This window comes from Hymenobacter sp. HSC-4F20 (assembly GCF_019599275.1).
Classification (GTDB): domain Bacteria; phylum Bacteroidota; class Bacteroidia; order Cytophagales; family Hymenobacteraceae; genus Hymenobacter.
Genome location: NZ_JAHZTD010000001.1, coordinates 1 through 25,375 on the forward strand (window position 1 = coordinate 1; position 25,375 = coordinate 25,375).

The 25,375-nt window shown below is 57.1% G+C and carries 21 protein-coding genes; 12 read left to right on the forward strand and 9 right to left on the reverse strand.

Features of this window, described 5'->3' with window-relative positions:
- Positions 1-313: 313 nt before the first annotated feature.
- The 5 genes from K3G63_RS00005 to K3G63_RS00025 are packed head-to-tail and all read left to right on the forward strand — an operon-like array spanning position 314 to position 5,682.
- Positions 314-2,368 (forward strand): BatA domain-containing protein, encoded by a 2,055-nt coding sequence (locus K3G63_RS00005; RefSeq protein WP_259404212.1) that lies wholly within the window; start codon positions 314-316, stop codon positions 2,366-2,368.
- 56 nt (positions 2,369-2,424) lie between these two features.
- The gene (locus tag K3G63_RS00010) at positions 2,425-2,946 is read left to right on the forward strand and encodes a DUF4199 domain-containing protein (RefSeq protein ID WP_220612055.1); all 522 of its coding nucleotides are present in this window, start codon (positions 2,425-2,427) and stop codon (positions 2,944-2,946) included.
- A 38-nt stretch (positions 2,947-2,984) separates the two neighbouring features.
- Positions 2,985-3,518, forward strand: a complete 534-nt coding sequence (locus K3G63_RS00015; protein WP_220612056.1) for a DUF4199 domain-containing protein — start codon at positions 2,985-2,987, stop codon at positions 3,516-3,518.
- A 28-nt stretch (positions 3,519-3,546) separates the two neighbouring features.
- Positions 3,547-4,497 (forward strand): glycosyltransferase family 2 protein, encoded by a 951-nt coding sequence (locus K3G63_RS00020; RefSeq protein WP_259404214.1) that lies wholly within the window; start codon positions 3,547-3,549, stop codon positions 4,495-4,497.
- Positions 4,498-4,557: 60 nt separating this feature from the next.
- On the forward strand, positions 4,558-5,682 hold the full coding sequence (locus tag K3G63_RS00025) for a glycosyltransferase (protein ID WP_220612058.1): 1,125 nt from the start codon (positions 4,558-4,560) through the stop codon (positions 5,680-5,682).
- A gap of 370 nt (positions 5,683-6,052) precedes the next feature.
- Here the strand turns inward: K3G63_RS00025 and K3G63_RS00030 are convergent, their stop codons facing one another.
- Complete coding sequence (locus tag K3G63_RS00030; protein WP_220612059.1) at positions 6,053-7,156, reverse strand: glycosyltransferase family 9 protein; 1,104 nt, start codon at positions 7,154-7,156, stop codon at positions 6,053-6,055.
- Between the two features lie 328 nt (positions 7,157-7,484).
- Positions 7,485-8,849 carry an adenylosuccinate lyase gene (gene purB, locus K3G63_RS00035; RefSeq protein ID WP_220612060.1) on the reverse strand — a complete coding sequence of 455 codons (1,365 nt, stop codon included), beginning with the start codon at positions 8,847-8,849 and terminating at the stop codon, positions 7,485-7,487.
- A 166-nt stretch (positions 8,850-9,015) separates the two neighbouring features.
- Here purB and K3G63_RS22995 point away from each other — a divergent pair, with 166 nt between their 5' ends.
- The gene (locus K3G63_RS22995; RefSeq protein ID WP_220612061.1) at positions 9,016-11,175 is read left to right on the forward strand and encodes a biosynthetic peptidoglycan transglycosylase; all 2,160 of its coding nucleotides are present in this window, start codon (positions 9,016-9,018) and stop codon (positions 11,173-11,175) included.
- Positions 11,176-11,279: 104 nt separating this feature from the next.
- On the opposite strand, the gene K3G63_RS00045 is transcribed toward K3G63_RS22995, so the two are convergent.
- From K3G63_RS00045 to hemG, 3 genes are all read right to left on the reverse strand, one after another.
- Positions 11,280-12,221: a TerC family protein gene (locus K3G63_RS00045; protein ID WP_220612062.1), complete on the reverse strand. Its 942-nt coding sequence runs from the start codon at positions 12,219-12,221 to the stop codon at positions 11,280-11,282.
- Between the two features lie 68 nt (positions 12,222-12,289).
- Positions 12,290-13,096, reverse strand: a complete 807-nt coding sequence (locus K3G63_RS00050) for a polyprenol monophosphomannose synthase (protein ID WP_220612063.1) — start codon at positions 13,094-13,096, stop codon at positions 12,290-12,292.
- Between the two features lie 203 nt (positions 13,097-13,299).
- Positions 13,300-14,634 carry a protoporphyrinogen oxidase gene (gene hemG / locus K3G63_RS00055; protein WP_220612064.1) on the reverse strand — a complete coding sequence of 445 codons (1,335 nt, stop codon included), beginning with the start codon at positions 14,632-14,634 and terminating at the stop codon, positions 13,300-13,302.
- 155 nt (positions 14,635-14,789) lie between these two features.
- Here hemG and K3G63_RS00060 point away from each other — a divergent pair, with 155 nt between their 5' ends.
- Entirely contained in the window at positions 14,790-15,317 is a 528-nt protein-coding gene (locus K3G63_RS00060; protein WP_220612065.1) for an HAD-IIIA family hydrolase, read from the forward strand.
- A gap of 77 nt (positions 15,318-15,394) precedes the next feature.
- Here K3G63_RS00060 and K3G63_RS00065 read toward each other — a convergent pair whose 3' ends face one another.
- Together K3G63_RS00065 and K3G63_RS00070 are read right to left on the reverse strand one after the other, a co-directional pair.
- Entirely contained in the window at positions 15,395-15,544 is a 150-nt protein-coding gene (locus K3G63_RS00065; RefSeq protein ID WP_220612066.1) for a hypothetical protein, read from the reverse strand.
- A gap of 520 nt (positions 15,545-16,064) precedes the next feature.
- Positions 16,065-17,468, reverse strand: a complete 1,404-nt coding sequence (locus K3G63_RS00070; RefSeq protein WP_220612067.1) for an arginine decarboxylase — start codon at positions 17,466-17,468, stop codon at positions 16,065-16,067.
- A gap of 347 nt (positions 17,469-17,815) precedes the next feature.
- Here K3G63_RS00070 and K3G63_RS00075 point away from each other — a divergent pair, with 347 nt between their 5' ends.
- Complete coding sequence (locus tag K3G63_RS00075) at positions 17,816-18,790, forward strand: arginase (protein WP_220612068.1); 975 nt, start codon at positions 17,816-17,818, stop codon at positions 18,788-18,790.
- A gap of 81 nt (positions 18,791-18,871) precedes the next feature.
- Here K3G63_RS00075 and K3G63_RS00080 read toward each other — a convergent pair whose 3' ends face one another.
- On the reverse strand, positions 18,872-19,636 hold the full coding sequence (locus K3G63_RS00080; RefSeq protein ID WP_220612069.1) for a TerC family protein: 765 nt from the start codon (positions 19,634-19,636) through the stop codon (positions 18,872-18,874).
- Positions 19,637-20,050: 414 nt separating this feature from the next.
- On the opposite strand from K3G63_RS00080, the gene argS reads away from it, so the two are divergent.
- Together argS and K3G63_RS00090 are read left to right on the forward strand one after the other, a co-directional pair.
- Positions 20,051-21,844 (forward strand): arginine--tRNA ligase, encoded by a 1,794-nt coding sequence (argS, locus tag K3G63_RS00085; protein WP_220612070.1) that lies wholly within the window; start codon positions 20,051-20,053, stop codon positions 21,842-21,844.
- Between the two features lie 179 nt (positions 21,845-22,023).
- Positions 22,024-22,605 carry a TIGR00730 family Rossman fold protein gene (locus tag K3G63_RS00090; protein WP_220612071.1) on the forward strand — a complete coding sequence of 194 codons (582 nt, stop codon included), beginning with the start codon at positions 22,024-22,026 and terminating at the stop codon, positions 22,603-22,605.
- A 111-nt stretch (positions 22,606-22,716) separates the two neighbouring features.
- Here K3G63_RS00090 and K3G63_RS00095 read toward each other — a convergent pair whose 3' ends face one another.
- Entirely contained in the window at positions 22,717-23,802 is a 1,086-nt protein-coding gene (locus K3G63_RS00095; RefSeq protein ID WP_220612072.1) for a 3-oxoacyl-ACP synthase III family protein, read from the reverse strand.
- Between the two features lie 179 nt (positions 23,803-23,981).
- Between K3G63_RS00095 and K3G63_RS00100 the strand changes: the two genes are divergently transcribed.
- Together K3G63_RS00100 and K3G63_RS00105 are read left to right on the forward strand one after the other, a co-directional pair.
- Positions 23,982-24,563 (forward strand): glutathione peroxidase, encoded by a 582-nt coding sequence (locus K3G63_RS00100; protein ID WP_220612073.1) that lies wholly within the window; start codon positions 23,982-23,984, stop codon positions 24,561-24,563.
- A gap of 145 nt (positions 24,564-24,708) precedes the next feature.
- Entirely contained in the window at positions 24,709-25,365 is a 657-nt protein-coding gene (locus K3G63_RS00105; protein ID WP_220612074.1) for an HAD family phosphatase, read from the forward strand.
- Positions 25,366-25,375 lie beyond the last annotated feature (10 nt).

Below are 25,375 nucleotides of genomic sequence, written 5' to 3' on the forward strand. Positions count from 1 at the left end.
GTCGTTAAGCCCCGGTGCGCCTATGGTACTGCCTTCATCGGTGGGAGAGTCGGTCGCCGCCAACCCTATGCCTTCCACGGCCCCCCGCGACTTCGTGCTGCGGGGGGCCGTGTTGCGTTCCCCCCCCCCCGGCAGCGTGGCAGCGCTCAGGCTCTAAGGGCCCCTCCTGGCCCGGCCGCAGCCTCCGGCCTAGGGAGAAGCCTGAGAATAAACAGAAATGCCCGCATAGCCTAAGTGAAAGAAGCACATTTGAGTTGCGCACTATGTTAACGATGAGAGCTAAAGTTTTACTTTCACAAACTACTTATCTCTCATGGCATTTATACATCCTTGGTTTTTAGCTGGTTTACTAGCTATAGCACTCCCCATAGCAATTCATTTCTTCGAACTGCGGCGGCCTCAAAGGCTACTGTTTTCGAATGTGTCGTTTGTACGGGAGGTAAAGATTGTCACTGCTAGTCAGCGCAGAATCAAACACTTGTTGATCCTGGCTGCTCGGATAGGGGTGATTAGCTTTCTGGTGTTGCTCTTCGCGCAGCCTATTTTACCGGCTCCGGAAGCTGGAGCGGTTCAGGCAGCAGTCGTCAACGTTATGGTAGATACTTCGCCTAGTATGCGTCAGCTAGGTGGAGATGATCAGACGCTGCTAGAAAACGGTATTCGTGAAGCAGCAGAACTACCCTTGGCGTTTCCAGCAACAGCCCGCTATACTCTATTTCCTGGGAAGCCCGCCTCGTTAGGGGCGGACCAGTATCGTGCAGCAGTTGAACGGCTTCAAGTATCGGGGCAAGTAGGGGGAGGGCGAAATCAGCTTCAACGGTACACGTCAGGCGGTCATCTAGCTAACGGGCCATTATTCTTGTTTTCTGATTTTCAGAAGAGTACTTTTTCTGCACAAGCACTCCGTGAAATAGATACAACCCGCCAAGTATTTCTCGTGCCTTTAGCCAAGCCGAGCGGTGCGAATGTATTTGTAGACAGTGTATGGCTTGACGATGCATTTGTCCGCCAGGGGGTAGATCTGCAAGTGCACATTCGGCTGCGTAATGGTGGTGTGCAACCCGCTAGTAACTGCCAAGCCAAGCTTTTTGTGGGGCGTCAGCAAGCCGCAACATTTACGGCTACTGTTCCAGCGCAGCAATCTGTAACAACACAAGTGCGCATACGACTGGCATCAGGTGAGGTGCAACAGTGCTCGGTGCAACTCGAAGAGTATCCAGTCGATTTTGATAACACGTATTATTTCACCCTGCAGCCTGCGGCCCGGATTGCAGTAGTTGAACTGGCGGCCGAGCCTCGGCTACGACAGCTGTACACGAATGAACCTCTGTTTTCCTATCAACAGGCTGCAGTTGAAGCTCCAGACTACCCCACGTTAGCTGCTGCTAACTTGTTGGTGTTGCGCGAAGCTGCCAGTATCTCGGGTGGGGTACGCGAGAATTTGCGGCGAGCAGTAAACCAAGGAGCAACGCTGGTAGTAGTTCCAGCAGCCGGGGCGGCGGGCCGTGATTCTTACAATCGTTTGTTTCAGGACCTAGGAGTGGGGCCTGTGCAGTGGCAGCCTCAGGGGACTAAGCTCGTCTTACAAGAAGTGGCTACGCCAGGCGCACAGAACCCGTTTTTCCGGGATGTTTTTGCTACATCCAGTCAGCGGGCTGGAATGCCTAAAGCGGCACCTATTCTGCGATGGTCACGCTCAGAAAGCGAAGTGTTGCGGATGCGTGATGGGGAACCGTTTCTGGCTGGTTTCCGAAGCGGAAAAGGGATGGTGTACGTGTTTGCAGCACCCTTGAGTGACCCGTATTCCGACTTCATGCAGCATCCGCTGTTTGTGCCGGTTATGTACCGTCTGGCTATGCAAAGCTACCAGCAGGAACAACAGCCAGCATATAGGCTTACTCAGCAAACACTTACGCTGCGCCTACCAGAGAGTGCCAACGACAAGGGTAGTGAGCCAGTCTATCGTCTGGCGGGAGACAGTCTCACCTATATCCCGGCTCAGCGACGGCAGGGTGGCACGCTGTTCTTGGAAGTGCCGCCCGGTATGCAACAATCAGGGTTTTATACCTTGCAGCGCAACAACAAGCCGGTAGCAACTCTGGCATTCAACTTTGATAAGCGCGAGTCAGATTTACGTAGCTACTCCGCCGCGGAGCTTCGCGAACTGATTGGCCCTAACCGGCCCACCGTACACGTTTACGAAACCAGCCAGGGGCAAACAGTAGCAGCTCACTACAAAGCCACGAGGGTAGGCGTGCCTTTATGGCGCTACTGCCTTTGGGCCGCGTTGGCCTGCCTGCTCCTGGAGGGCCTGCTGCTACGGTGGAACCGCCGGGGCGCATCAGTGCCCGAAGCGGTGGCTGCTTAGATTAGATTAGATTGCAGGCCCAGCGTGTATCTTGCGGCCTTTATTAGCTTTTGGCTGTGGAATCCACTTCTCCTGCTCATCCGGTCCTGCGCACTGCTGCGGTGCATGGCCTCATAACCGGCGCGCTTTGCATTGCCTGGGTGCTCTTTCTGTACCTGACAGACAATAACCCCTATGGTCCTAAACGGACCTTATCCGATTTTTTTCCACCCATAGCCGCGGTAGTAAGCCAGGTGCTACTGCGGCGGTATTATCCCGCGGGGCCGGGCTTATGGAAGGCCATTGGGGTAGGAATTTTCACGACACTAATAGGAGCGGCAGTAGCGGCTACAGGGCTCTATACATTTGCGCACCTAACAGGCAGTGGGCTGATTGAGCAACACTTGGTAGAAGCGCGGCAACTGCTAGCAAGTGCCAAGGCTCTTTATTTGAAGCAGCCTAATGGGCAGCAGCAGTACGAAGCTACCTTGCGCGGGCTGGCCACTACCCCCGCCGCCTTTGCCCAGGATGAGTTTGCCAAGAAAATCATCTTCGGTCTGTTACTTAGTATTCCTGGGGGCGTGTTTTTGCGGAAATAAAGTACCTTCCGGCTTCAACCTATCTACCCTGCTGCCTTATGGAAAACACGTCTACCCCCGCCGCTACTCCTGCTGCCATTGGCATACGCTACGGACTAATAATTGGCATTGTAACCGTAATCTACTCGCTGGCCCTAATGGCAACCGGGCTAGACCAGAACCCGTGGCTGGGTATCCTCACATTTGCCATTCTGATTGCGGGCATTGTGCTGGCTCACAAGGCTTATAAACAGAGCAACGGCGGCTTTATGAGCTACGGGCAAGGCCTGGGTATTGCAACGGTTGAGGGGGCCATAATTGGCGCACTCAGTGGAGTTTTTCGCTATATCTACGTTAACTTTATTGATAGCGAGTATACCCAGCGTACGCTAGATGCGGCGCGAGCCAAGTTAGAGAATGAGGGGAAGCTAAGCGACGAACAGATTGACCAAACCATTCAGTGGACAGCTAAGATGATGCCCACCGGCCCGATTAGCATTATTTGGGGAGTTATTGCTACGGCCTTTTTCGGGTTTCTGCTGGCTCTAATTATCTCTGCCATCACTAAAAACACCCGTCCTGAGTTTGAGTAAGCGTTTTTCGCCGCATTTTCCCGTTGAGTTGTCCATTGTTATTCCTCTGCTCAACGAAGCCGAATCGTTGCCGGAGCTTACGCGCTGGATTCACCGCGTGCTTACCCAGCACGGGCTCACCTACGAAGTCATTCTCATTGACGATGGCTCGACCGATGATTCCTGGGCCGTGATTGAAGAGCTGGCCGCTGAAGATGTGCACTTGCGTGGCATTCGCTTCAACCGCAACTATGGTAAGTCGGCCGCCCTGAATGTGGGCTTTCGCGAAACCTCGGGCCGGGTAGTATGCACAATGGACGCCGATTTGCAGGACTCCCCCGAGGAGCTGCCGGGCTTGTATCAGATGATTACCCAGGAAGGGTTCGATTTGGTGAGCGGCTGGAAGAAAAAGCGCTTCGACCCACTGAGCAAAACCATCCCGACCAAGCTGTTCAACGGCGTAACGCGCTGGATTTCCGGGATTCAGCTCCACGACTTTAACTGCGGTCTGAAAGCCTACGACAGCCGGGTGGTAAAAAGCGTGGAAGTCTACGGCGAAATGCACCGCTACATTCCAGTAATTGCCAAGTGGGCAGGCTTTCGCAAAATTGGCGAGAAGGTAGTACAGCACCAGGAGCGCAAATATGGCGTCACCAAGTTTGGGCTGGAGCGGTTTGTATACGGGTTCCTGGACCTGATGAGCATCACGTTCGTTAGCCGCTTCCGGCGCCGGCCCATGCACTTTTTTGGTACCCTGGGCTCCTTGTCGTTTCTGGTAGGAATGCTGATTACACTGTGGCTGGTAGGCGAGAAGGTCTGGCTGGCCAGCCACAACCTGCACGCCCGCGACGTAACGGCGCAGCCTCTGTTCTTCCTCGCCCTGGTCGCGGTAGTAGTGGGCGTGCAGCTGTTTCTGGCCGGGTTCCTGGCCGAAATGGTGCAGCTCAACGGAGCGCACCGCAACGACTACCTGGTGCGGGAAAAGCTGAACCTGAAGTAAGCAGTGCTTAACAACCGCCGCGCTACTATAAGTGGCCGGCGGTTTTACTTTTCCAGAGAGATGAAAGTCGTCATTATTGGTCCGGCCTATCCGCTGCGGGGTGGGCTAGCCTCCTACAACGAGCGACTGGCGCGCGCATTCCGTGAGGCCGGCGACGAGGTGCGTCTGGTTACGTTCTCGCTGCAGTACCCCGATTTTCTCTTCCCTGGGCAGACGCAGTTCAGCACCGAGGCCGGCCCAACGGACCTTGACATTGAAGTAAGCCTGAACTCCGTAAACCCTCTGAGTTGGTACCGCGTGGGCGACCGGCTGCGGCGGGAGCGTCCCGACCTGGTGATTTTTCGGTTCTGGCTGCCGTTTATGGGGCCGGCGCTGGGCACCGTTGCCCGCCTTGTACGCCGCAACCGCCACACCCGCGTGGTGGCCATTACCGACAACGTCATCCCCCACGAAAAGCGGCCCGGCGACCGGCCGTTGACACGCTATTTCCTGGCTGCCTGCCACGGCTTCGTGACTATGAGCCGCGCCGTGCTGGCCGATCTGCGGCGGCTACACTTCAAGCAGCCCGCCGTGTACAAGCCGCACCCGCTCTACGATAATTTCGGCCCGATCAAGCCCAAGGCAGCAGCCTTACAGGCGCTGGGACTCGATCCGCAGGTGGGATATTTGCTGTTCTTTGGCTTCATTCGGGCGTACAAGGGGCTGGATATTCTGTTGCAGGCCTTTGCCGATGAGCGCCTGGCCAAGCTGCCCGTGAAGCTTATTATTGCCGGTGAGTTCTACGAGGATGCCGCGCCTTATGAAGCGCTGATTCAGGAGTACCACCTGGAAAGCCGCCTTGTGCGCGCTACTGATTTCATCCCGAATGAGCGCGTAGTAGATTACTTCTGCGCCGCCGATATGGTAGTGCAGCCCTACAAAAACGCTACCCAAAGCGGCGTCTCGCAGATTGCCTACCACTTCAGCCGTCCTATGCTGGTCACCGATGTTGGCGGCCTAGCCGAGTTGATTCCCAATGGGGAAGTAGGATACGTGGTGCCGCCTACCCCCAATGCCATTGCCGATGCTCTGGTGGACTTCTACCAGCAGGGCCGGGAGCAGGAGTTTACGGCCGGTGTGTGGGCCCGCAAGAAAGACTTTTCGTGGAGTGAGATGGTGAAGGCCCTGAAAGAGGTTGTGGGGTAGCTGACTTGCGGTGCAACACCCTGGTCGCTGCTCGGCTAGTAGTCCCCAATAAATAGCCTGAGTAGTAGGGCTAGCAACTAACACAGCCATAGCGTACAAACGCTACGGAAGCCCCATCCGCGCTGCCCGTCTGAGGAGGTAGCACGAAGAAAAGAGCCGGCGAAACCATAATTAACGCAGAAGAAAGAATATTTTTTTCTCTCAGCAACGAGCGGGTTCGGGCGGATAGCAAGGATAATCTCCGGTGGAGAGGCAGGGCCCGGGATGATGCTTCCCGGAAAGTAGAACCACAGGTAGCGCAGCAACCAGCAGTAGTATGCTGCATCCGATTAGGGCAAGCGGCCGACTAGGTGGTTTCATCAGCAAAGGCTCACTGCGCCGGCACGCAGTCCCGTACAGCCTCGAACACCTTCGCGGCCGGCAGCTCCTCCATACAGCTGGTGCCAAGCTTACAGGAGCCACGGTAGAAGCACACGCAGGGTCGGTTGGGCTGCACGAGCTGGCCGCGGCCGTAGAGGTCGAATTCGTACGGGTTGAAAATGTTGTTCATTAGGATGGTAGGCTTGCGCAGGGCAATGCTGATGTGCATGGCCATGGTTACCTGTGTCACAATGCCGTCCATCTGGTACATCAGGTTAATGAACTGGGGTAGGGGAAAAGTGCCCAGGTAGGTAGCGCCCGTAACAGCCTGCAGGCGGCGGTTCCGGTCGTCCTCGGCTTCTCCGCCCAGCAGCACCGGGGCGTAGCCAGCTGCCTGCAGTTGGGTAATAAGGGACGTCCAGTGCTCGTCTGACCACAGGCGCGTGGTCCACCGGTCGCCGCAGCCCGTGTTCAGGCCAATGCGCGGGCGGCCGGTAGGCAGGGCAGCCCAGCTGTAGCCTTTGTCTTCGTGGGTATCGAAAACGTACTCCTCGCCCCGAAAGTCGAAACCGCTCAGCTCAAAGATTTCCTGAACATAGGGCTTCTGATTCTGCAGGCTCAGCTCATCAAATACCCCCGTGAGGTATTTATGATCGGCCAGTGCATTGCCGGGCCAGGCTACCCCATACTGCGGGTGCAGCGTGTAGCCGAATTTCTGCCCAGCCCGGATGGAATCGTGAAGGGCACAGGCTTCTTTATCCTTGTCGAGGTTAAAGAGAATATCGAACTCCCGCTGCTGCAGGTGCAGTACGGCGGGCAGCTCCAGCTTCAACACCTCATCAATTTCTCCCTGGGGTAAAATAGCCGGCGTAAGCGTCAGCCACGTGATTTTGCTACCCGGATATTCTTGCCGCAGCCGCCGCAACAACGGGGTAGTACGAATAACGTCGCCGATGGCCCCGAGCTTGATGATGAGGATGCGCTGCTGCACGGGCGCGTACACTGGGCAGCCAGCACACTGGTAGCCGTGCTCTTTATTTGGGCGGCAGGGAATATCTCCGCGGAAATGGCGGCAGTCGGGGTGAACGGTAATGCCGTTGAGAAGCTGGGGCACGGGTACGAAGCGGGAGTATGAGCCGGTAAAAATAGCAGAGCTACCGCAATTACGTGGCTGCCAGCCCTTGCCTATCACCGCAGAACGGGTATGTTTGGGCCGGTTGGGCGTTAGCAACTAGAGCAGGGAACCCAGTTCACGGCAATGCAGGCTGACCCTGATAGTACGTAGCAGATAAATTAGAATAGTATAGAATGTTACATAGCATGTGTAACACTATTAGTAGATTGGCATTTGGTGTTACTTAGTCTATAGTAACACCAAATGCCAATCTACTAATAGTGTTACAAATCGAACAAACTGGCCATAGGGGAGTCAGAACAGCTTGCTATATGCCCGTATAGTTCGACGGGGAAATGGCCCGCAGCTCGCCTTTTACCTGGTCATTCACCTCAAGGGTGTCGATAAACTCGCTGATGGTTTGCGCCGTGATGGGGCCGTGCGTGCGGGTCAGGGCTTTGAGGGCATTGTAGGGGTCGGGGTAGTTTTCGCGGCGCAGAATGGTTTGCAGAGCCTCGGCTACTACGGGCCAGTTGTCGTCCAGGTCGCGGCGGAGGGAGGCTTCGTCAAGGGCCAGCTTATCGAGCCCGCGCTGCAGCGACGTGAGGGCAATGAGCGTGTGGCCCAGCGGTACGCCCAGGTTGCGCAGCACGGTCGAGTCGGTTAGGTCGCGCTGGAGGCGGGAAATGGGGAGCTTGGCGGCCAGGTGTTCCAGCACAGCGTTGGCAAGGCCCAGGTTACCTTCGGCATTCTCAAAGTCGATGGGATTTACCTTGTGGGGCATGGCCGAAGAGCCGACCTCGCCTTCCTTGATGGTTTGGCGGAAATAGCCCAGCGAAATGTACTGCCACACGTCGCGCGACAGATCAACGAGGATGTTGTTGAGGCGTTTAAACGCGTCGCAGAGAGCTGCCAGGTGGTCGTAGTGCTCAATTTGGGTAGTAGGGTAGCTGCGTTTCAGCCCCAGGCGGCCTTCCACAAACTGCTTCGCGAAGCTGTGCCAGTTGGTTTCGGGGTAGGCAACGTGGTGAGCGTTGAAATTGCCGGTAGCCCCACCGAATTTTGCTCCGAACGGCACCTGCCCCAACAGCTCTACCTGGGCATCCAGGCGGGCCACGAAGACCTGTATTTCTTTGCCCAGACGGGTAGGGGAGGCCGGCTGGCCGTGGGTGCGGGCCAGCATGGGCACGGTAGCCCACTCCGAGGCGCGGGAGGCCAGCTTGTTGCGCACTTTGGCGTAAGCCGGCAGCAGGGTATGAATAAGAGCGTGCTGGAGGCTGAGCGGAATGGCCGTGTTGTTGATATCCTGCGAAGTGAGGCCGAAGTGAATAAACTCCAGGTACTGGCCCAGGCCGCGGGCCGTGAACTCGTCGCGCAGGAAATATTCCACGGCTTTTACATCGTGGTTGGTTACTTTCTCGTGGGCTTTAACGGCTTCCGCATCCTGATCTGAAAAGCCGGTATAGATGCTGCGTAAGCCTTCGAGGGTGCTGGGTTCAATGCCTTGGAGCTGGGGCAGAGGTAGTTCGCAGAGGGCAATAAAATATTCTACTTCTACCAGCACGCGGTAGCGAATAAGCGCCAGCTCCGAGAAATACGGGGAAAGCGGGGCCACCTGACGGCGGTAGCGCCCATCGAGAGGCGAAACGGCGGTAAGCGGCGTAAGCGAGGCGTAGTCGACAGTAGCGGACATGCGTAGAAGGAAAAAATGGCCAGAACGCGCCAAAGGTAGCGGAAGCCGAGGCGCATGCCAATCGGGGCGCGGGCCTTTTTCGCTACCTTTGTTGTCCGAGCGGCGGCGGGTTCGGCACGAATCTAGCAGAGCCCGGCCGCGAGTTCCTTTCTCCCGAATTGTTCGCGTGACTCCAGCAACCAAGAAAAAAATCGGCATCGGCCTGGGCATCCTGGCGGCACTTCTGCTTCTGGGCCTCGGCATCTTCCTGTTTAAGCGCCAGCAGCTTCTGGAGTATGCTCTGCAGCAAGTAAAAGCCAAAGTAGAGCGCAAGTACCCGGTGGTACTAACGTTGGGCCCGGCCCGCTTCACCGACCTGAACACGGTGCAGCTCGAGGGCGTTAGCATGGTGCCCACCGCTACCCCCGACACGCTTCTGAAGGCCCAGGTAGTGCGGGCCTCGCTAAGTGTACGCAGCTTGTTTGCCGGCCGCCCGGTGTTCAGCAACCTCGAAATCAATAATGCCCGCCTCACGGCCCGCAAAGCGCGCAACGGCCAGGATAATTACTCTTTCCTCTATAAAAAGAAGAAAAACCAGCCCGTGGTGCCCCGTGATACCACCAACGGCACCAACTACGGCCTCCTGGCCAACCAGCTGCTGGAAGCCACCTTCGATAACATTCCGGAGGAAGCCGATTTTCAGAACTTCCTGGTAACCTACCGCAGCCCGCGCCACGAAGCCACACTTAATATGCCGCGCTTAGCCATTGAGGACGGCGACATTACGGGCCAGCTGACGGCGGTTATCGACTCCGTAGAAAATCGGATGGGTGTGCAGGGCCGCATCGATGCCGGCGACTACGAAGTGGATGCCCAGGTGTTTGGCCTGGACCGCCGCCCCGTGGTGCTGCCCTATGTGCAGCGTCGCTACGGCGCCCGGGTGCAGTTCGATACCATTCGGGTTAGTCTGAGCGAGAAAGACCTGAGCGGCGACGATGAGCTGACGGTGAAAGGCACCGCGTCTGCCGCTAATTTTATCGTCAATCACCCGAAGCTTTCCGACAGCGACGTGCGCTTTCCGCGCGGGGGCATCGATTTCGTGATGCGCTTGGGGCAGGCTTCGTTTGCCCTGGAAAAGGGTACGCGGGTGCTGCTCAATAAAATGGAGCTGTTTCCGGAGCTGAGCATGCGGCGCCTACCGGTGCCCCAGCGCGTGATTGGTAAGGAAATCAATGGTCTGACCAGCCGTAATCAGTTGTTGGCCGGCGTTCAGGTGAAGCTGAATGTGGAATCGGCGGAAACCAAGGCCAACGACTTCTTTGCTTCCCTACCCGAAGGCATGTTCGAAACCTTGGAGGGCACCCAGGCCGAAGGCACGCTCAAGTACCATCTCATGGCCGACCTGGACATGAATAAGCTAGACAGCCTAAAGTTTGATTCGGGCTTGCAAGCTACCCAGTTCCGCATTACCCGCTTTGGCCGCGAAAACCTCGACAAGCTCAACCAGGAGTTTCCCTACACCGCTTATAACGATAAAGGCGACTCGGTGAAAACGTTTATGGTCGGCTCCTCAAACCCGGAGTTCACTCCCTACAACGAGGTGCCCGACTACCTAAAGTATGCCATCATGACGGCCGAAGACCCGCGCTTTATGACGCACCGGGGCTTTATGGAAAAGGCCTTGGTAAAATCGGCCATCCACGACATCAAGGAGCAGCGCTTCGCCCGGGGCGGCAGTACTATTTCCATGCAGCTGGTGAAAAACGTGTTTCTGACGCGGAAGAAAACCCTGGTGCGCAAAGCCGAAGAGGCTTTGATTGTCTGGATTATAGAGAACACCCGCCTGGCTTCCAAGGAACGCATGTTTGAGGTGTATCTGAACATCATTGAGTGGGGACCAAAAATCTATGGCGTGCACGAGGCAGCGCAGTTCTACTTCGATAAGCAGCCATCCAATCTTAACCTCTCGGAAAGCCTGTTTCTGGCCAGTATCATTCCGCGCCCGAAGTCGTACCGGGCGGGCTTCAACCAGTATGGGGAGATGCGCGGGGCTGCACGCTATTTCCACCGGCTGATTGCACAGCTCATGGCCCGTAAAGGCTATATCTCGCAGAGCGAGTACGAAAGCCTGGGCAGCTCGGTGAATTTTCAGGGTCCGGCCCGGCAGTACATCGTGCGTGCTACCCGCGACACCGTGCGCACCGTAGTAGCCGCCGACTCCTCGCAGTATGAGCCGCTCAACCTGATTGACCTGCTCGGCGGTAATACGGCCCCCGATGCCGGTGCCAACACGGGCCAGGGCACGCCCCCTGAAGGCCAGCCGGCTACCCCCCCCAACAAGCCCTAAGCCAGGGAGGTGAGCAAGCATACCAAAGCCCCGGAGCTGCACGCAGCTCCGGGGCTTTGGTATGAAAAGGGAGGTAGGAAGCCGCTAAGCTATTCTGCAAAAATCTAGCGGGGCTCCTCCGTAGCAACGGAGTCTTTCTTAGGAAACAAGAGCGACAACCCTATGGAGCCGGCCAGAATGAGGCCTACCACTCCCAAGGAAATACCCATCGGGATGTGCAGTATATCTGCCACCAAGAGCTTCGCCCCGATAAAGATCAGGATAAGCGAAAGGCCGTAGTGCAGGTAATGAAACAGGCGCATGAGGCCCTCGAGGGCGAAATACAAGGCGCGCAGCCCTAGCAAAGCAAACACGTTGCTGGTATACACAATAAACGTGTCGCGCGAAATGGCCAGAATAGCGGGAATAGAGTCGGCGGCGAAAACCACGTCAGTAGTTTCTACCATGACGAGCACCACCAGGAGAGGGGTAGCAAAGAGCGTCCCGTTCTGCCGCACAAAGAATTTTCCTTCGTGCAAGCGGTTGGTGATGGGCAAGTGGCGGCTCAGGAACTTCACCACCGGGTTGTTGTCGGGGTCAATTTCAGGCTCTCCACCGCTGGTGGCCATCTTCACGCCAGTATACACCAAGAAAGCGCCCAGCACATAGAGCAGGAAGTGAAACTTAGCCAGCAGGGCCGCGCCCGCCAGAATAAATGCCGCCCGCAGCAGGAGCGCCCCAATGATGCCCCAAAACAGAATTTTGTGCTGGTATTGCTGCGGGACCTTGAAATAGCTGAAAATGAGCAGGAAGACAAACAAGTTGTCGACGCTCAGGGACTTCTCGATGAGGTAGCCAGTCAGGAATTCGAGGGCGGCCTGCCTACCCAATGAGCGATACACTAGGTAGTTAAAGCTGAGGGAAAGCAGAATCCAGAAGGCACTCCAGCCCAGCGCCTCCCGCATGCGCACTACGTGGGCTTTGCGGTTGAACACGAGCAGGTCCAGCAGCAGCAGAACCAGCACAAAGGCATTGAAGCCAACCCAGAAGAGCGGAGTGTTTTCCATCGGGCAGTAAGATACAGGGGCAGCGCGTTATATGCCGCCACCAGGCACCCGAACCGTGCCCGAGTTGCTTACCGGGTTTCCGAGGCCGAGGTTGCGGGTACTACCGCCAGGGTACTGTCATCGGAAACAGGAGCCCCGGGCGCTACCCGCTCGAAACGCCGAAACCAGCTGCTTAGCTTCATTTGTACTACCCCAAAGAGAGCCTCCTTGAAGATGCCCTTGCTCATTTTGGAGGCCCCGCGGGTTCGGTCGGTGAAGATGATGGGAACTTCCTTGATGCGGAAGCCATACTTATACGCCAGCCACTTCATTTCAATCTGGAAGGCATACCCCACAAACTTGATTTGCTCCAGCGGAATGGTCCGCAGCACCCGGGCCGTGTAGCACTTAAAGCCCGCCGTAGCATCCATGATAGGCATGCGGGTAATCAGGCGCACGTAAGCCGAGGCAAAATACGACATCAGCACCCGGTCCATGGGCCAGTTCACTACGTTTACGCCCTGGATGTAGCGCGAGCCGATGGCCAGATCGTAGCCTTGGTGGGCGCAGGCATCGTACAGGCGAATGAGGTCGTCGGGGTTGTGGGAGAAGTCGGCATCCATCTCAAACACGTACTGGTAGCCGTGGGACAAAGCCCAGCGGAAGCCGTGAATGTACGCCGTGCCGAGGCCCAGCTTGCCCTTGCGCTCCTCCAAAAACAGGCGTCCTTCGAACTCGGGCAGGAGGCTGCGCACAATCTCGGCCGTACCGTCCGGCGAGCCGTCGTCGATGACAAGCACATCGAAGGGTTGAGGCAATGAAAAGACCTTGCGGATGATTAACTCCGCATTTTCACGCTCATTGTAGGTCGGTATCAGGACAAGCCCGTCATTCATTGCCGTAAAGGTAGAAGTTTGTTTGGTGTGCCGCTGCAGGGAAACACGGCAGCCGGATGCAAACTTCGGGTGGTAGCTACAGATGCAAAACCATAGCCTCAGGTTGCCTGCACGCCAGATTGTGCCCTCTAGCTAACATACCAAGCCTAGGCATAAGTTCTGCTTAGGCTTGGTGGCAGGCAGAAGCCAACTGAGCCTGAAGCCTAACCCGCCGCCAGCGTAGTGGCCAGGTTGCGGGCATGGCGGACGCAGTCAGGGACGCCCACCCCGGCCCGCCAGTTGGCCGTCACGTGCAGGCCTTGCTGGGCCAGGGCATCGGCGGCAGCATGGGCCGGTACAATGCGGGCATCGAACTGCGGAATGGCCCGTTCCCAGTAGTAGCGGTACTGCCACACGGGCTCCGCGCCGGCTGCTACCCCGTACAAGCGGCTTAACTCGTGATGAACGGCCGCTTTTTGCTCGGCTTCCGGTTGGCGGGCCTGAGCTTCGTACTGACTACCCCCCACAAAGGTGGTAAACAGTACCTGCCCGCTAGGCACACGGTTCGGAAAAATAGAGCTGGTCCAGATGCTGCCGGCCGCGTAGGGCTGCTCCGCTTTCGGGTGCAGGGCCCCAAACCCATCCAGCGGATGCTGCACGTCGGCCCGCTGATAGGCAGTGTATACGGCGGCCATAGGGGGGTAATACACCTGCGCCAGAGCCGCCGCTTCCGCCGGAAACTGGTCTTGCAGCAGTGGGGCGGCCGCGTACGTTGGCAGAGTCAGGACTACCTGGTGGTACAGGCGCGGGGCAGGACCGGCAGTAGTTTCCAACTCCCAGAGCCCATCATCCGGACGACGGCGCAGGATGGTAGCGGCCTGACCAAAATGAGCGCGGCGAAGCTTCCGGGCCAGGGTATCCGTTAGGGTCTGCAGGCCCTCGCGCAGCGTAAAGATGCGCCGGCGCCCTCCCGCTGCACTCTTGCTCTTCATCAGCCCGCGCACTACGGAGCCGTGCTGCTGCTCCAGGGCCGCCAGTTGCGGAAAGGTTTTGTGCAGCAGCAGCTGTTCAGGGTCGCCGGCGTAAATGCCGGAAATAAACGGGTTCAGAGCATACTCTACCACCTCAGCGCCAAAACGACGCCGGAAGAAATGAGCCAGGGTTTCTTGCGGATCGGGTGGTAGGGCGGGGCGGGTAAGCTCGCGCAAAAAACTGAAACGCGCCTTCAGGCTGAAAAACGAGCTGGTGAGTAAGCTCGGGGGCGAGGCCGGCAGCTTCTGGTAGCGGCCCTGGCGCAGTACATAGCGGTTTTGGCTCACGGCGGCTGCGTCCTGAATCTGAGACGTCAGGCCGAGGCCCTCAAGCAGGTCGCGCAGCTCATCCGAAAGCTGCAGGGAGTTGGGGCCGGTTTCAATCAGGTAGGGGCCGTGTTGCTCTGAGCGGATGGTACCACCGGGGTGCGGTGCGGCGTCAAACAAATCGTAGTCGAGGCCGGCGCGCTGCAGGTACCAGGCCAGCGTAAGGCCCGATATGCCGCCGCCCAGAATTGCAATGGGCATGAGAAGGGAATGAGGTGATGGGGAGGTAAAGATACTAAGTAGGGGTAGGGCCTTACCTTTGCCGGGCTGAGGTTATTTCAGGCAACTCATTTTACCTCTCCCGTGTGACCAAAAACCTCATAGCCTCATCTGCTCGTTACCCCATCACCACACACATGAACAAAGCTGTATTTCTGGACCGCGACGGGGTGTTAAATGAAGAAATTGGGCACTACGTGTGGGAGCTGGAAAAATTTGTGGTGTTGGAGGATGTGCCCGAAAGCTTGGCCCGGCTAAAGCAGGCAGGGTACCACCTCATCGTGGTAACCAACCAGGCCGGTATTGCCAAAGGATTGTATTCGGAAGCAGAGGTGCAGGCCTGCCACCAGAAGCTGCAGCAGGCCACGGGCAATCTGCTGGATGCCCTGTACTTCGCTCCGGCTCACCCCAGCGTGTCGGAGTCGTTGCTGCGGAAGCCCGATTCGCTGATGCTGGAAAAGGCCATAGCCCGCTTTCACCTCGACCCGGCCCAGTGCTGGATGGTGGGCGACCGGCTGCGCGATATGCACGCCGGCCAGAAAGCCGGCGTGCGGGGTATTCTGGTGGGTACTGCGGAACCCGCCGAGTACCAGCCCCGCGTAGCTAACCTGCGCGCGGCCACCGATATTATTCTGGCAGTAACTCCTGAAAGGCATTTCGTTTAACGCGCGAAGCAGCCGGGGCCGCTTTCATAGGTAGAAAGCGGCCCCGGCTGCTTCGGACCGAAAATAGCCTGGGTGGGTTACTGTCGCTCAGTGGGGGTAGCCGTGCTAGCCATAGCCGGAGTGGCTACCTGCGTGGCGGGTTTAGCGGCCGAGTACGCCGGACACTGCGTGCGACAAGAAGTAGTACCTACCAACGCTACAATGCTTAACAGCAGTAGTTTCTTCATGGTAAAATTCAATTTAAATGGTGTCGAAAGCCCCATCAACTAGTTCAACCGCAGTGCTTTCTGTGTGGTAACGATAAGGTAACGCCGAAATTGTCCGGTTCGTTCTAAATAATAAATTAGGGAATTAATGCAAAAAGCTCCTTTCCGTACTGGAAAGGAGCTTTTGTGGGGTAAGTAAGAAACTTCGATAGCCGAAAGCTTACTGACGCTCAGTAGAAGTGCTGTGCTGAGCCGTGATAGTAGAAGAAATACGGGAGGCGTCTTTCGTGCTGCTATACGCCGGGCACTGGGATTTTTTGTTGCAGGAGCTCAGCCCGAGCCCAGCTACGCAAGCGAAAAGTAGTACTTTTTTCATGAGAATAATTGAAATGTGCTAAGGGCGTGCCCGGATGTACGTGTCGGGTGGTAAAGGTAACCGAACCAGCAACGGCTTGCAACTCAAGGTATGCTCACTTCGACCAGTAGCCTGTTGGGGCCGGTAAAAAATGGGAGTCTTCCCGGCGGAAGACTCCCATTCGTGTTACGACTGATAGCCTAGAATGCGCATCATCGAGTCGGCGGTTTGCTCCTCGGCAAATACCCGGTCGGTAAGGGTGCCGTCCTCGGCCCGGTCCAGAATCACCATTTTCGGGGCCGGAATCAGGCAGTGCTTTACGCCGCCGTAGCCGGAGAGACTTTCCTGGTAGGCGCCGGTGTGGAAGAAGCCCACGTACAGCGGCTCCGTATCGGTAGCGGGCTTGCGCTCCGGCAGGAACACCTGGTAAATGTGCTTCTCGGCGTTGTAGTAGTCCTGGGAGTCGCAGGTGAGGCCGCCCAGTTGAATTTTCTTGTACGAGCGGTTCCAGCCGTTGAGCGCCAGCATGATAAAGCGCTGGTTCAGAGCCCAGGTATCGGGCAGGTTCGTAATGAACGAGCCGTCAATCATGTACCACAGCTCCTTGTCGTTCTGCAGCTTCTCGTCCAGAATGCTGTAAATCGTAGCGCCCGACTCGCCCACCGTGAAGATGCCGAACTCGGTGAAGATGTCTGGCTCGGGCACGTTCTCCTCTTCGCAGATGCGCTTGATGGTACGCAGCACTTCGGCAATCATGTAGGGGTAGTCGTACTCCTTCTGAATGCTGGTCTGGATGGGTAGGCCGCCCCCAATATCAATGGTGGTGAGGGTAGGGCACACCTTACGCAGCTCGCAGTACTTGTGCACGAAGCGGCTCAGCTCCGACCAGTAGTAGGAGGTGTCCTTGATACCCGTGTTGATGAAGTAGTGCAGCATGGTCAGCTCAAAGCGCGGATCGTCCTTGATCTTCTGCTGATAGAGCGGCACGGCATCGGCGTAGCGGATACCCAGGCGGGAGGTGTAGAACTGGAAGCGGGGCTCCTCGTCGGAGGCTAGGCGCATGCCCACGTTGCACTTCTCGCGCACGTTGTCGTGGTAGTAGTCTACCTCGTTGGGCGAGTCGAGAATGGGCATGCAGTTCACGAAGCCGTCGTTGATGAGGCGCGTGATTTCGCGCTTATATTCCTCCGTCTTGAAGCCGTTGCAGATGATGTAGGTGTCCTTGTTGACCTTGCCTTTGGCGTGCATGGCCCGGATAATATTGGTATCGAACCAGCTGGAGGTTTCGATGTGCACCCCGTTTTTCAGGGCTTCCTCCACCACAAAGCTGAAGTGCGAAGCCTTGGTGCAGTAGGCGTAGGAATATTTTCCTTGGTAGCCCGTTTGCTCGATGCCCAGGCGGAACCACTCTTTGGCCCGTTGAATCTGGCTGGAAATTTTGGGCAGGTAGGCGATACGCAACGGCGTGCCGTGCTTTTCTACCAACGCCATCAAATCAATATCATGGAAGCGCAACTCGTTGTCTTCGACGTGAAATTCGTCGGTCGGGAAGTCGAACGTCTGCGAAATCAGGGAGTGGTAGGTATCCATTAAAGGAGTGTGGGGGCTGTTTTTCTGGTTGGATAAAGAAAAAGCGCCGGGCCGAAGCATGCTTCTCCCTGACGCCAAGGGTACTACCCAATGATACAAAGCCAGCGGTATGGCTATGCCGCCATTGGGTTCAGTAAGTAGCCGTGAGATGAAGCACGACCGTTCTTTTTCTTAGCAAAAGCTTTTCCGAACTTAGGACCCGCAAAGATACCCCCTCGCGGGGGTTTTGGTTGTGCTTTGTTCGTTGGTTGCGCCGGAAGGCCCGCGCGCGTCAAGCCTAACCCGGTCTCACCCCTGGTAATCGGCAAGCATTAAAACCACCCTAACCTCTTTTCTGCCCATGTAATATGCGACGAATTAAGCTTCTGGAAGTCCGCTCCGAATTAGGGGCCGGAACCCGTGGCGCCAGCCTGGGCGTGGATGCCCTCCGTGTAGCCTGCCTCAACAAAGGCTCCGACTACTTCCGCCGGTTCAACTCAGTCAGCGTGCCTGACCTGAACCAAGTGCTCTTCGACCGGAATCATTTTCCGAAGGCCAAGCACATCGATTCCATTTATACGGTGCAAAAAGGCATTGCCGGCGCCGTAGAACAAACGCTGCGCTTCGGCGAGTTCCCGTTGGTACTGGCCGGCGACCACAGCAACGCCTCGGCCACCATTGCCGGCATTAAGGCCACCTACCCCTACAAAACCCTGGGCGTGGTGTGGGTAGATGCCCACGCCGATATTCACTCGCCCTACACTACCCCCTCGGGTAACATGCACGGCATGCCGCTAGCCATCAGCCTCGGCGATGATAACCGCGAGTGCCAGCGCAACCACGTAGAGCCCGAAACCGAGTTTTTCTGGCAGAAGCTAAAGAACCTGGGCGAGCCCGGCCCCAAAGTAACCGGCGACCACCTAGTGTACGTGGTGGTGCGCGACACAGAGCACGAGGAAGATGCCATCATCGACCGCCTGGGCATCAAAAACTACAAGCTGGATGAGGTGAAGGCGAAAGGCACCCGCCAAGTGGCCCGCGAGATTTACGAGCGGCTGCGCTTCTGCGACATGGTGTACATTTCCTTCGACGTAGACTCGTTGGACTCGCGCTTCAGCAAGGGCACCGGCACGCCCGTAGAGGAGGGCCTAAACGTGGAAGAAGCTATCAGCTTGTGCCGCGCCTTGCTGGATAATGAGCGGGTAGTGTGCTTCGAGATGGTAGAAATCAACCCCACGCTCGACAACATGAATACCATGGCCACCAACGCTTTCGATATTCTGGAAGCCGCCACCGACGCCATCCAGAACCGCCTGCGGATGGAGGAAGTTGTAAGCCGATAATTTATTTCAATGAAAACAGAAAGCGCCCCGTTTGCTACCATGCAAACGGGGCGCTTTCTGTTTTTAACGGCAATGAAGTTGCTACCTCTTGCCTTGGCGGTAAGGCACCCCAAACAGCCAGGAGGTGAGCAGGGGCACGGCAAATACGGCCACCGTGAGAATCGTCAGGCCGACATCGGCGGTTTCGCTGGCGAGGAAGTGGCTGAAGGGATGCTGGGGCTGGTAGTGCTCGAACAAAGACAGCAAAAGCTTCAGGCCCAGAATGCCGATAACCACGAAGGCAGCGGTTTCCAGGAACGGATACTTGCCCATGAGCAGCACAAACGCCTGGGCCACCAGCCGCATGGCCAGAATGCCAATAAACACGCCCCCGCAAATCAGAATGAGGTTGTCGGTAAAGGCCACCACGGCAAACACGTTGTCGATGGAAAACGCCAGGTCCATGAGCTCAATCAGGGCCACGGTGGCCCAGAAGGGACCAATCAGGCCCAGGGTGTGGCGGTAAAACCAGCTTTTTTCCTTGTCCACATCTTCTTCCTCCGCGCGGTTCTTGCTGGCAAACTGGCTGTACGCCAGATACAGCAGGTAGAGGCCGCCCAGGGGCTTCAGGTACCAGAACTGAATCAGGTAGGAAGCGAACAGCAGGCAGAGCCCCCGGAACACGTAGGCCCCGATAATGCCGTAGCGCAGGGCCTTGTGGCGCTGCTCCTTCGGCAAGTCGGAAACCATGGTAGCCAGCACGGCCGCGTTGTCCACGGAAAGTAGGCTTTCAATGATGACCAAGTTGCCCACAATGGCCAGCGCGGCCAGGGGGTTGTCGAGAATTTGCTGGAGATGAACGTTCATGCGTAGGGCGCAAGATACAGGTTGCGGCATATACCCGCAGCCTGCAGCTTTGGTTGGGTTGGGCAGCAAAGTAGGGGTAGGACTAGGGGCAATAATACCAAGGCCAGCCTTGCCCCTTGTATACTTCGCGACAGCTATGTTTTTTTTCAGGAGGCTTCCAGCCCGGCTTTCTACCTTTGCAGTAGCGGCAGCCCGGAGCGGGGCCGCGTCAACTTCTTATGAGGCCGATTCTTTGGATACGAAATCAACGACGACTCTAGCGTAAGCCGGGGCTGGGTCAGGGGCCATTCGCTGGGTAAAGGCGGGTAGGCGCCAAGGCTGGGTCTGTGGTTTACGCTGCATCCGTGGTTCGTCTCCAATTATTCATCTTCCAGAAGCCCGGTACCCGGCTTCTGTTAAAGCGTTTCGCTTTCTGTGTTACTACTCGAACAAACCCTCAAGGCAGCTCTCGGGGCTGCCATCAAAAATGTATTCGACGTCGAGGTAGCGTCGCCCCAACTCACGTTGCAGCCTACGCGCAAGGAGTTTGCCGGCTCGTTTACCCTTGTCACGTTCCCCTTCACCAAGCAACTTGGCAAAGGCCCCGAGCAAATCGGGCAGGGCATCGGCGAGTGGCTGGTAGCCAACGAGCCTCTGGTAACCGGCTACAACGTGGTAAAAGGCTTTCTGAACCTGGAAATTGCCGACACTGCGTGGCTGGAGGTATTTGAGCAGCTGCGCCAGCAGCCTGCCGATGCGCCCGTGGAAACCGGCGGCCCCCAGAACGTAGTGGTCGAGTACTCTTCGCCCAACACCAACAAGCCCCTGCACCTGGGCCACCTGCGCAACAACTTCCTGGGCTACTCAGTGGCCGAGATTCTGAAAGCTACCGGCGCCACGGTAAACAAGGTGAACCTCGTCAACGACCGGGGCATTCACATCTGTAAGTCGATGCTGGCCTACCAGCAGTACGGCAACGGCGAAACCCCGCAGAGCGCCGGCATCAAAGGCGACCATCTGGCGGGCAAATACTACGTGCTGTTCGAGAAGCACTACCGCGAGCAGGTAAAGCAGCTGGAGGCCGAAGGCGTATTGCCCGACATTGCCAAACGCCAGGCGCCCATGATGCTGCAGGCCCAGGACATGTTGCGCGCCTGGGAAGCCGGCGACGAGGAGGTAGTCAGCCTCTGGGAGCAGATGAACGGCTGGGTGTACGAGGGCTTCAACGAAACCTACCAGACCATCGGCGTCGATTTCGACAAGTATTATTACGAGTCGGGTACCTACTTGCTGGGCAAGGAGCGGGTAGAGGAAGGCCTGCAGAAAGGGGTATTTTTCCGCAAGGATGATGGCTCGGTGTGGGTAGACCTGCAGGCCGAGGGCCTCGACGAGAAGCTCCTGCTCCGCTCCGATGGTACCTCCGTGTACATTACCCAGGACCTGGGCACGGCCGAGCTGAAGTTTCAGGATTTCGAGTACGACCTCTCGGTGTATGTTATTGCCGACGAGCAGAACTACCACATGCAGGTGCTACGCGCCGTGCTGCAGAAGCTGGGCAAGCCCTATGCCGAGGCCATTTACCACCTCAGCTACGGGATGGTAGACCTACCCTCCGGCAAAATGAAAAGCCGCGAAGGCACCGTAGTGGACGCCGACGAGCTGGTGCGTGAGGTGGTAGAGGCTGCCAAAGCCGCTACCCTCGAAAAAGGCAAAACCGAAGGCTTGGGTGAACAGGAGGCCGAACAGCTCTACCACATGCTGGGCCTGGGCGCCCTCAAGTACTACCTGCTGAAAGTGGACCCCAAGAAGCGGATGCTTTTCAACCCCGAAGAATCCGTAAGCCTAGAAGGTCACACCGGCCCCTTCATTCAGTACTCGCACGCCCGCATCAGCAGCATCCTGCGCAAAGCCGCCGAGCAAGGAGTAGCCGCCGATGCCAGCTTAACCAACCTCACGGAAATCCACGCCACCGAGCGGGAGATGATTCAGGAGCTAGGCCGCTACCCCGCCGTAGTGGCCGAAGCCGCCCGTACTCAGTCGCCGGCCGTCGTGGCGCAGTACGCTTACGATATTGCTAAAGCCTACAACCGCTTCTACACCGAAGTGCCTATCTTCATTGAGCCCGATGCCGCCAAGAAGGCCTTCCGCGTGGCGTTGTCGGCCCAAACGGCCCAGGCCATCAAAACCAGCATGAACCTACTCGGCATTCAGGTGCCCGAGCGGATGTAGCGTGCAACCTCGACTTCGCGCATCGTGGCTGTGAAACTAACAGCACGGCTGCGAGTCGTTCAGTGATGCGCGAAGCTGAGGCTTCGTGCTACAGCAGCACCACCAACCGCTGGCGGTGCTGCTGTTTTTCTTTTGTCATCAATCTAGGCAAGGAGCGTTGGCTGCCTTGTGAAAAGCCTATGAAAAGCGTAGCCGTGTATTGCGGTGCCAGCAGCGGCACCAATCAATTGTTTACCCAACAAGCGCAGGCCATGGGCAAAGCTTTAGCTGAGCGCGGCATCACGCTGGTGTACGGCGGAGGCCGGGTGGGCCTGATGGGCACCGTAGCCGACAGTGCATTGGCGCATGGGGGCAAGGTTATTGGGGTGATTCCCGATTTTCTGGTGGCTAAGGAGGTAGAGCATCAAGGCGTCACGGAGCTGCACGTGGTCAAAACCATGCATGAGCGGAAGCTGATGATGGCCGACCTAGCCGAAGGCTTCGTGGCGATGCCCGGCGGCTACGGCACGCTGGAAGAGCTGTTTGAAGTGCTGACCTGGGGCCAACTGGGCCTGCACCGTAAGCCCATTGGCGTGCTCAACGTGGCCGGCTACTACGACCACCTGCTTCGCGCCCTCGACCACATGGCCGACGAAGGCCTGCTGCGCCGCGAAAACCGTAACCAGCTCCTGAGCAACCCCGACCCCAACGCCATCCTCGACGAAATGCTGGCCTACCAACCCCTCAACCTGGAGAAGTGGCTTACCCCGCGCACTACCTAGCAAGCAGGCCCCAAGGCAAAGCACTCTTAAAAGCTACAAAGCTACCCGTCTAGAAACCGCAACGCCCGTTCGACTTCGGAAGTCGAACGGGCGTTGCGGTTTCTAGACGAGTTACTCAGGCATGCGGTACACTACGGCATTGCAATTCATGCCGGCTCCAACGGAGGCAAAAACGATGGTTGTGTTCGGTGCTATTGTATTGCCATTCAGCTTTTGCTTTACCAGCAAGTCGAACAGGGTAGGGAGGGTAGCCACCGAGGAGTTGCCCAGCCAGGAAATGGTCATGGGCATGACGTGCTCCGGAATTTCCGCCTGCCCGTAGAGGCTATAAAGGCGCTTCAGAATAGCATCGTCCATTTTGCCATTGGCCTGGTGCAGCAGCAGCTTATGCATATCGGCCAGGGGTAGGCCGGCCTTGTCGAGACAGTCCTTAATAGCCTGCGGGACGGTTTTCAGGGCGTACTCGTAGAGCTTGCGGCCTTCCATTTTCAGGAATAGCTCCTGGCCCTCATAGGCGGGGTTATAAGAAGCGCCCATCCGCAGCAAATGGGCCGCCTGCACGGTATCGGAACGGGTGCTGTGGCACAAAATCCCAATGGGTTCCTCGCTCTCGCGGGCTTCCAGGAGTACGGCCCCCGCGCCGTCGGCGTAGAGCATACTGTCCCGGTCATGGGGGTCGCACACGCGCGAGAGAACCTCGGCCCCAATCACCAGCACGCGGCGCGCATCACCCGAGCGCAAGTAATAGTCGGCCTGAATCAGGGCCTGCAACCAGCCCGGACAGCCAAACGGAAGGTCGTAGGCAATGGTATTCGGGTTTTCAATGCCCAGCTTATGCTTTACCCGAGCCGCTAGGCTGGGTACAAATTCTGAGCGTTTGTTGGTCGCACTTACATCGCCGAAATTGTGCGCTACCAGAATATAATCCAACTGCTCCGGGTCGGCCCCGCAGGAGGTAAGCGCATCCTGCGCGGCCAGGTAGGCAATATCCGAGGTTACTTGGTCGTCGGTGACGTAGCGACGCTCCTGGATGTCTGTAATCTGGGCAAATCGCTCTACAATCTCCGCTCCAGGCTTGGTAAGCAGAGTGCCCGTGGCATCGTAGAAAGCTGCAGTGGTGAATTCCTCGTTCTTAACCACCCGGGAGGGCAAGTAGCTGCCGGTACCAGTAATAACCGAATAGCCCGTCTTACGCATAAGCTGGAAAGCCGCGGAATGAAGACGCGTCAGTTATCAAATGTACAGATTTTTGGCATTGCTGGATTTTCGTGCGCTACAAACCTCCGCCGTAGCTGTACCTTTCTTGCCAACCCGGCTGGCCCGAACATTGCGTATATCAGTCGGTTCTTCTCTGACTTCTTCTTACCACCCCTGCCATGAAAGTTTTTCTTTTGCTGGGCGCGTTGGCTGCTACCGGCTTCGCTACCCTTCCATCCCATTCAACCCCTGCGGCCATGACCCCCGAAACTACCGCCCCCGCCCCGGGCACCGTCTACGACTTCACCGTGAAGAGCATTGACGGGAAAGACGTGAAGCTTAGCCAGTACAAAGGCAAAAAGCTGCTCATCGTCAATACCGCTTCGGAGTGCGGCTACACCCCGCAGTACAAGGAACTGGAGGAACTCTACAAGAAGCACGGCGATAAAGTGGTGGTGCTGGGCTTTCCGGCCAACAACTTCGGCGGTCAGGAGCCGGGTACTGAAGCCCAGATTGCGACTTTCTGCGAGAAAAATTACGGCGTAACCTTCCCCTTGTTCAGCAAGATTTCGGTGAAGGGAGATGACACGGCTCCGCTTTACAAGTTCCTGGCCGATAAATCGAAGAACGGAGCCATCGGCGACGCGCCCACCTGGAACTTCTGCAAGTACTTGGTAGACGAAACCGGCCACGTGGTGGCGTTCTACCCCTCCAAGGTAAAGCCGATGAGCGACGAGCTAGTAGCCGCCATTCTAAAGTAAGGTAGCTGCTACGCTACCCCCCTTATAGGGAATGAGCGTGTCCGGCCTGCTCTGTTGTGCTTTGGGTAGCACGGCAGAGCAGGCTGCTCTTTTTGAGGCGGAAGTGGTTTCCCTACCTTCGCGCCTGTAATCAATCCTTGCCTGCATGGTACGCACTGTTATTTTCGACATGGACGGCGTTATCGTCGATACCGAGCCTGTACACCGCTATGCCTACTACCGCCATTTCGAGGAGCTGGGCCTTGAGGTGACGGACGAGGAGTACGCCACGTTTACTGGCCGCTCGACCAAAAATGTGTACCAATACCTGAAGGACAAGCACGGGCTGGCCCAGCCCGTGGAGGAATTGGTGATGATGAAGCGGGAATTCTTCAACCGGGCCTTCGACGAGAAGCCTGATCTGGAGCTGCTCGACGGGGTGCGCCCCCTTATTGAAGAGTTGCACCAGCACGGCTTCCAACTGATTCTGGCTTCCTCGGCTTCCAAATCGACGATTGACCGGGTAATGCGGCGGTTTGCGCTGGGGCCCTTTTTCTCTCACCTCGTCAGTGGCGAGGACTTTCCGCGTTCCAAGCCCGACCCCGCAATTTTCGAATACGCGGCTTCCCTGTCGAGGGCGCCCAAAGCTGAGTGCGTGGTAATTGAAGATTCTGCCAACGGGGTGACGGCGGCCAAAGCGGCGGGGCTGTATTGTATCGGCTACAACAGCGAGCATTCTCCGATGCAGGACCTCCACCACGCGGATAGGGTAGTGGGATACTTCCAGGAGCTAACCGCCGAGCAAATTGCCGCTATCAACTAGATACGCGCCC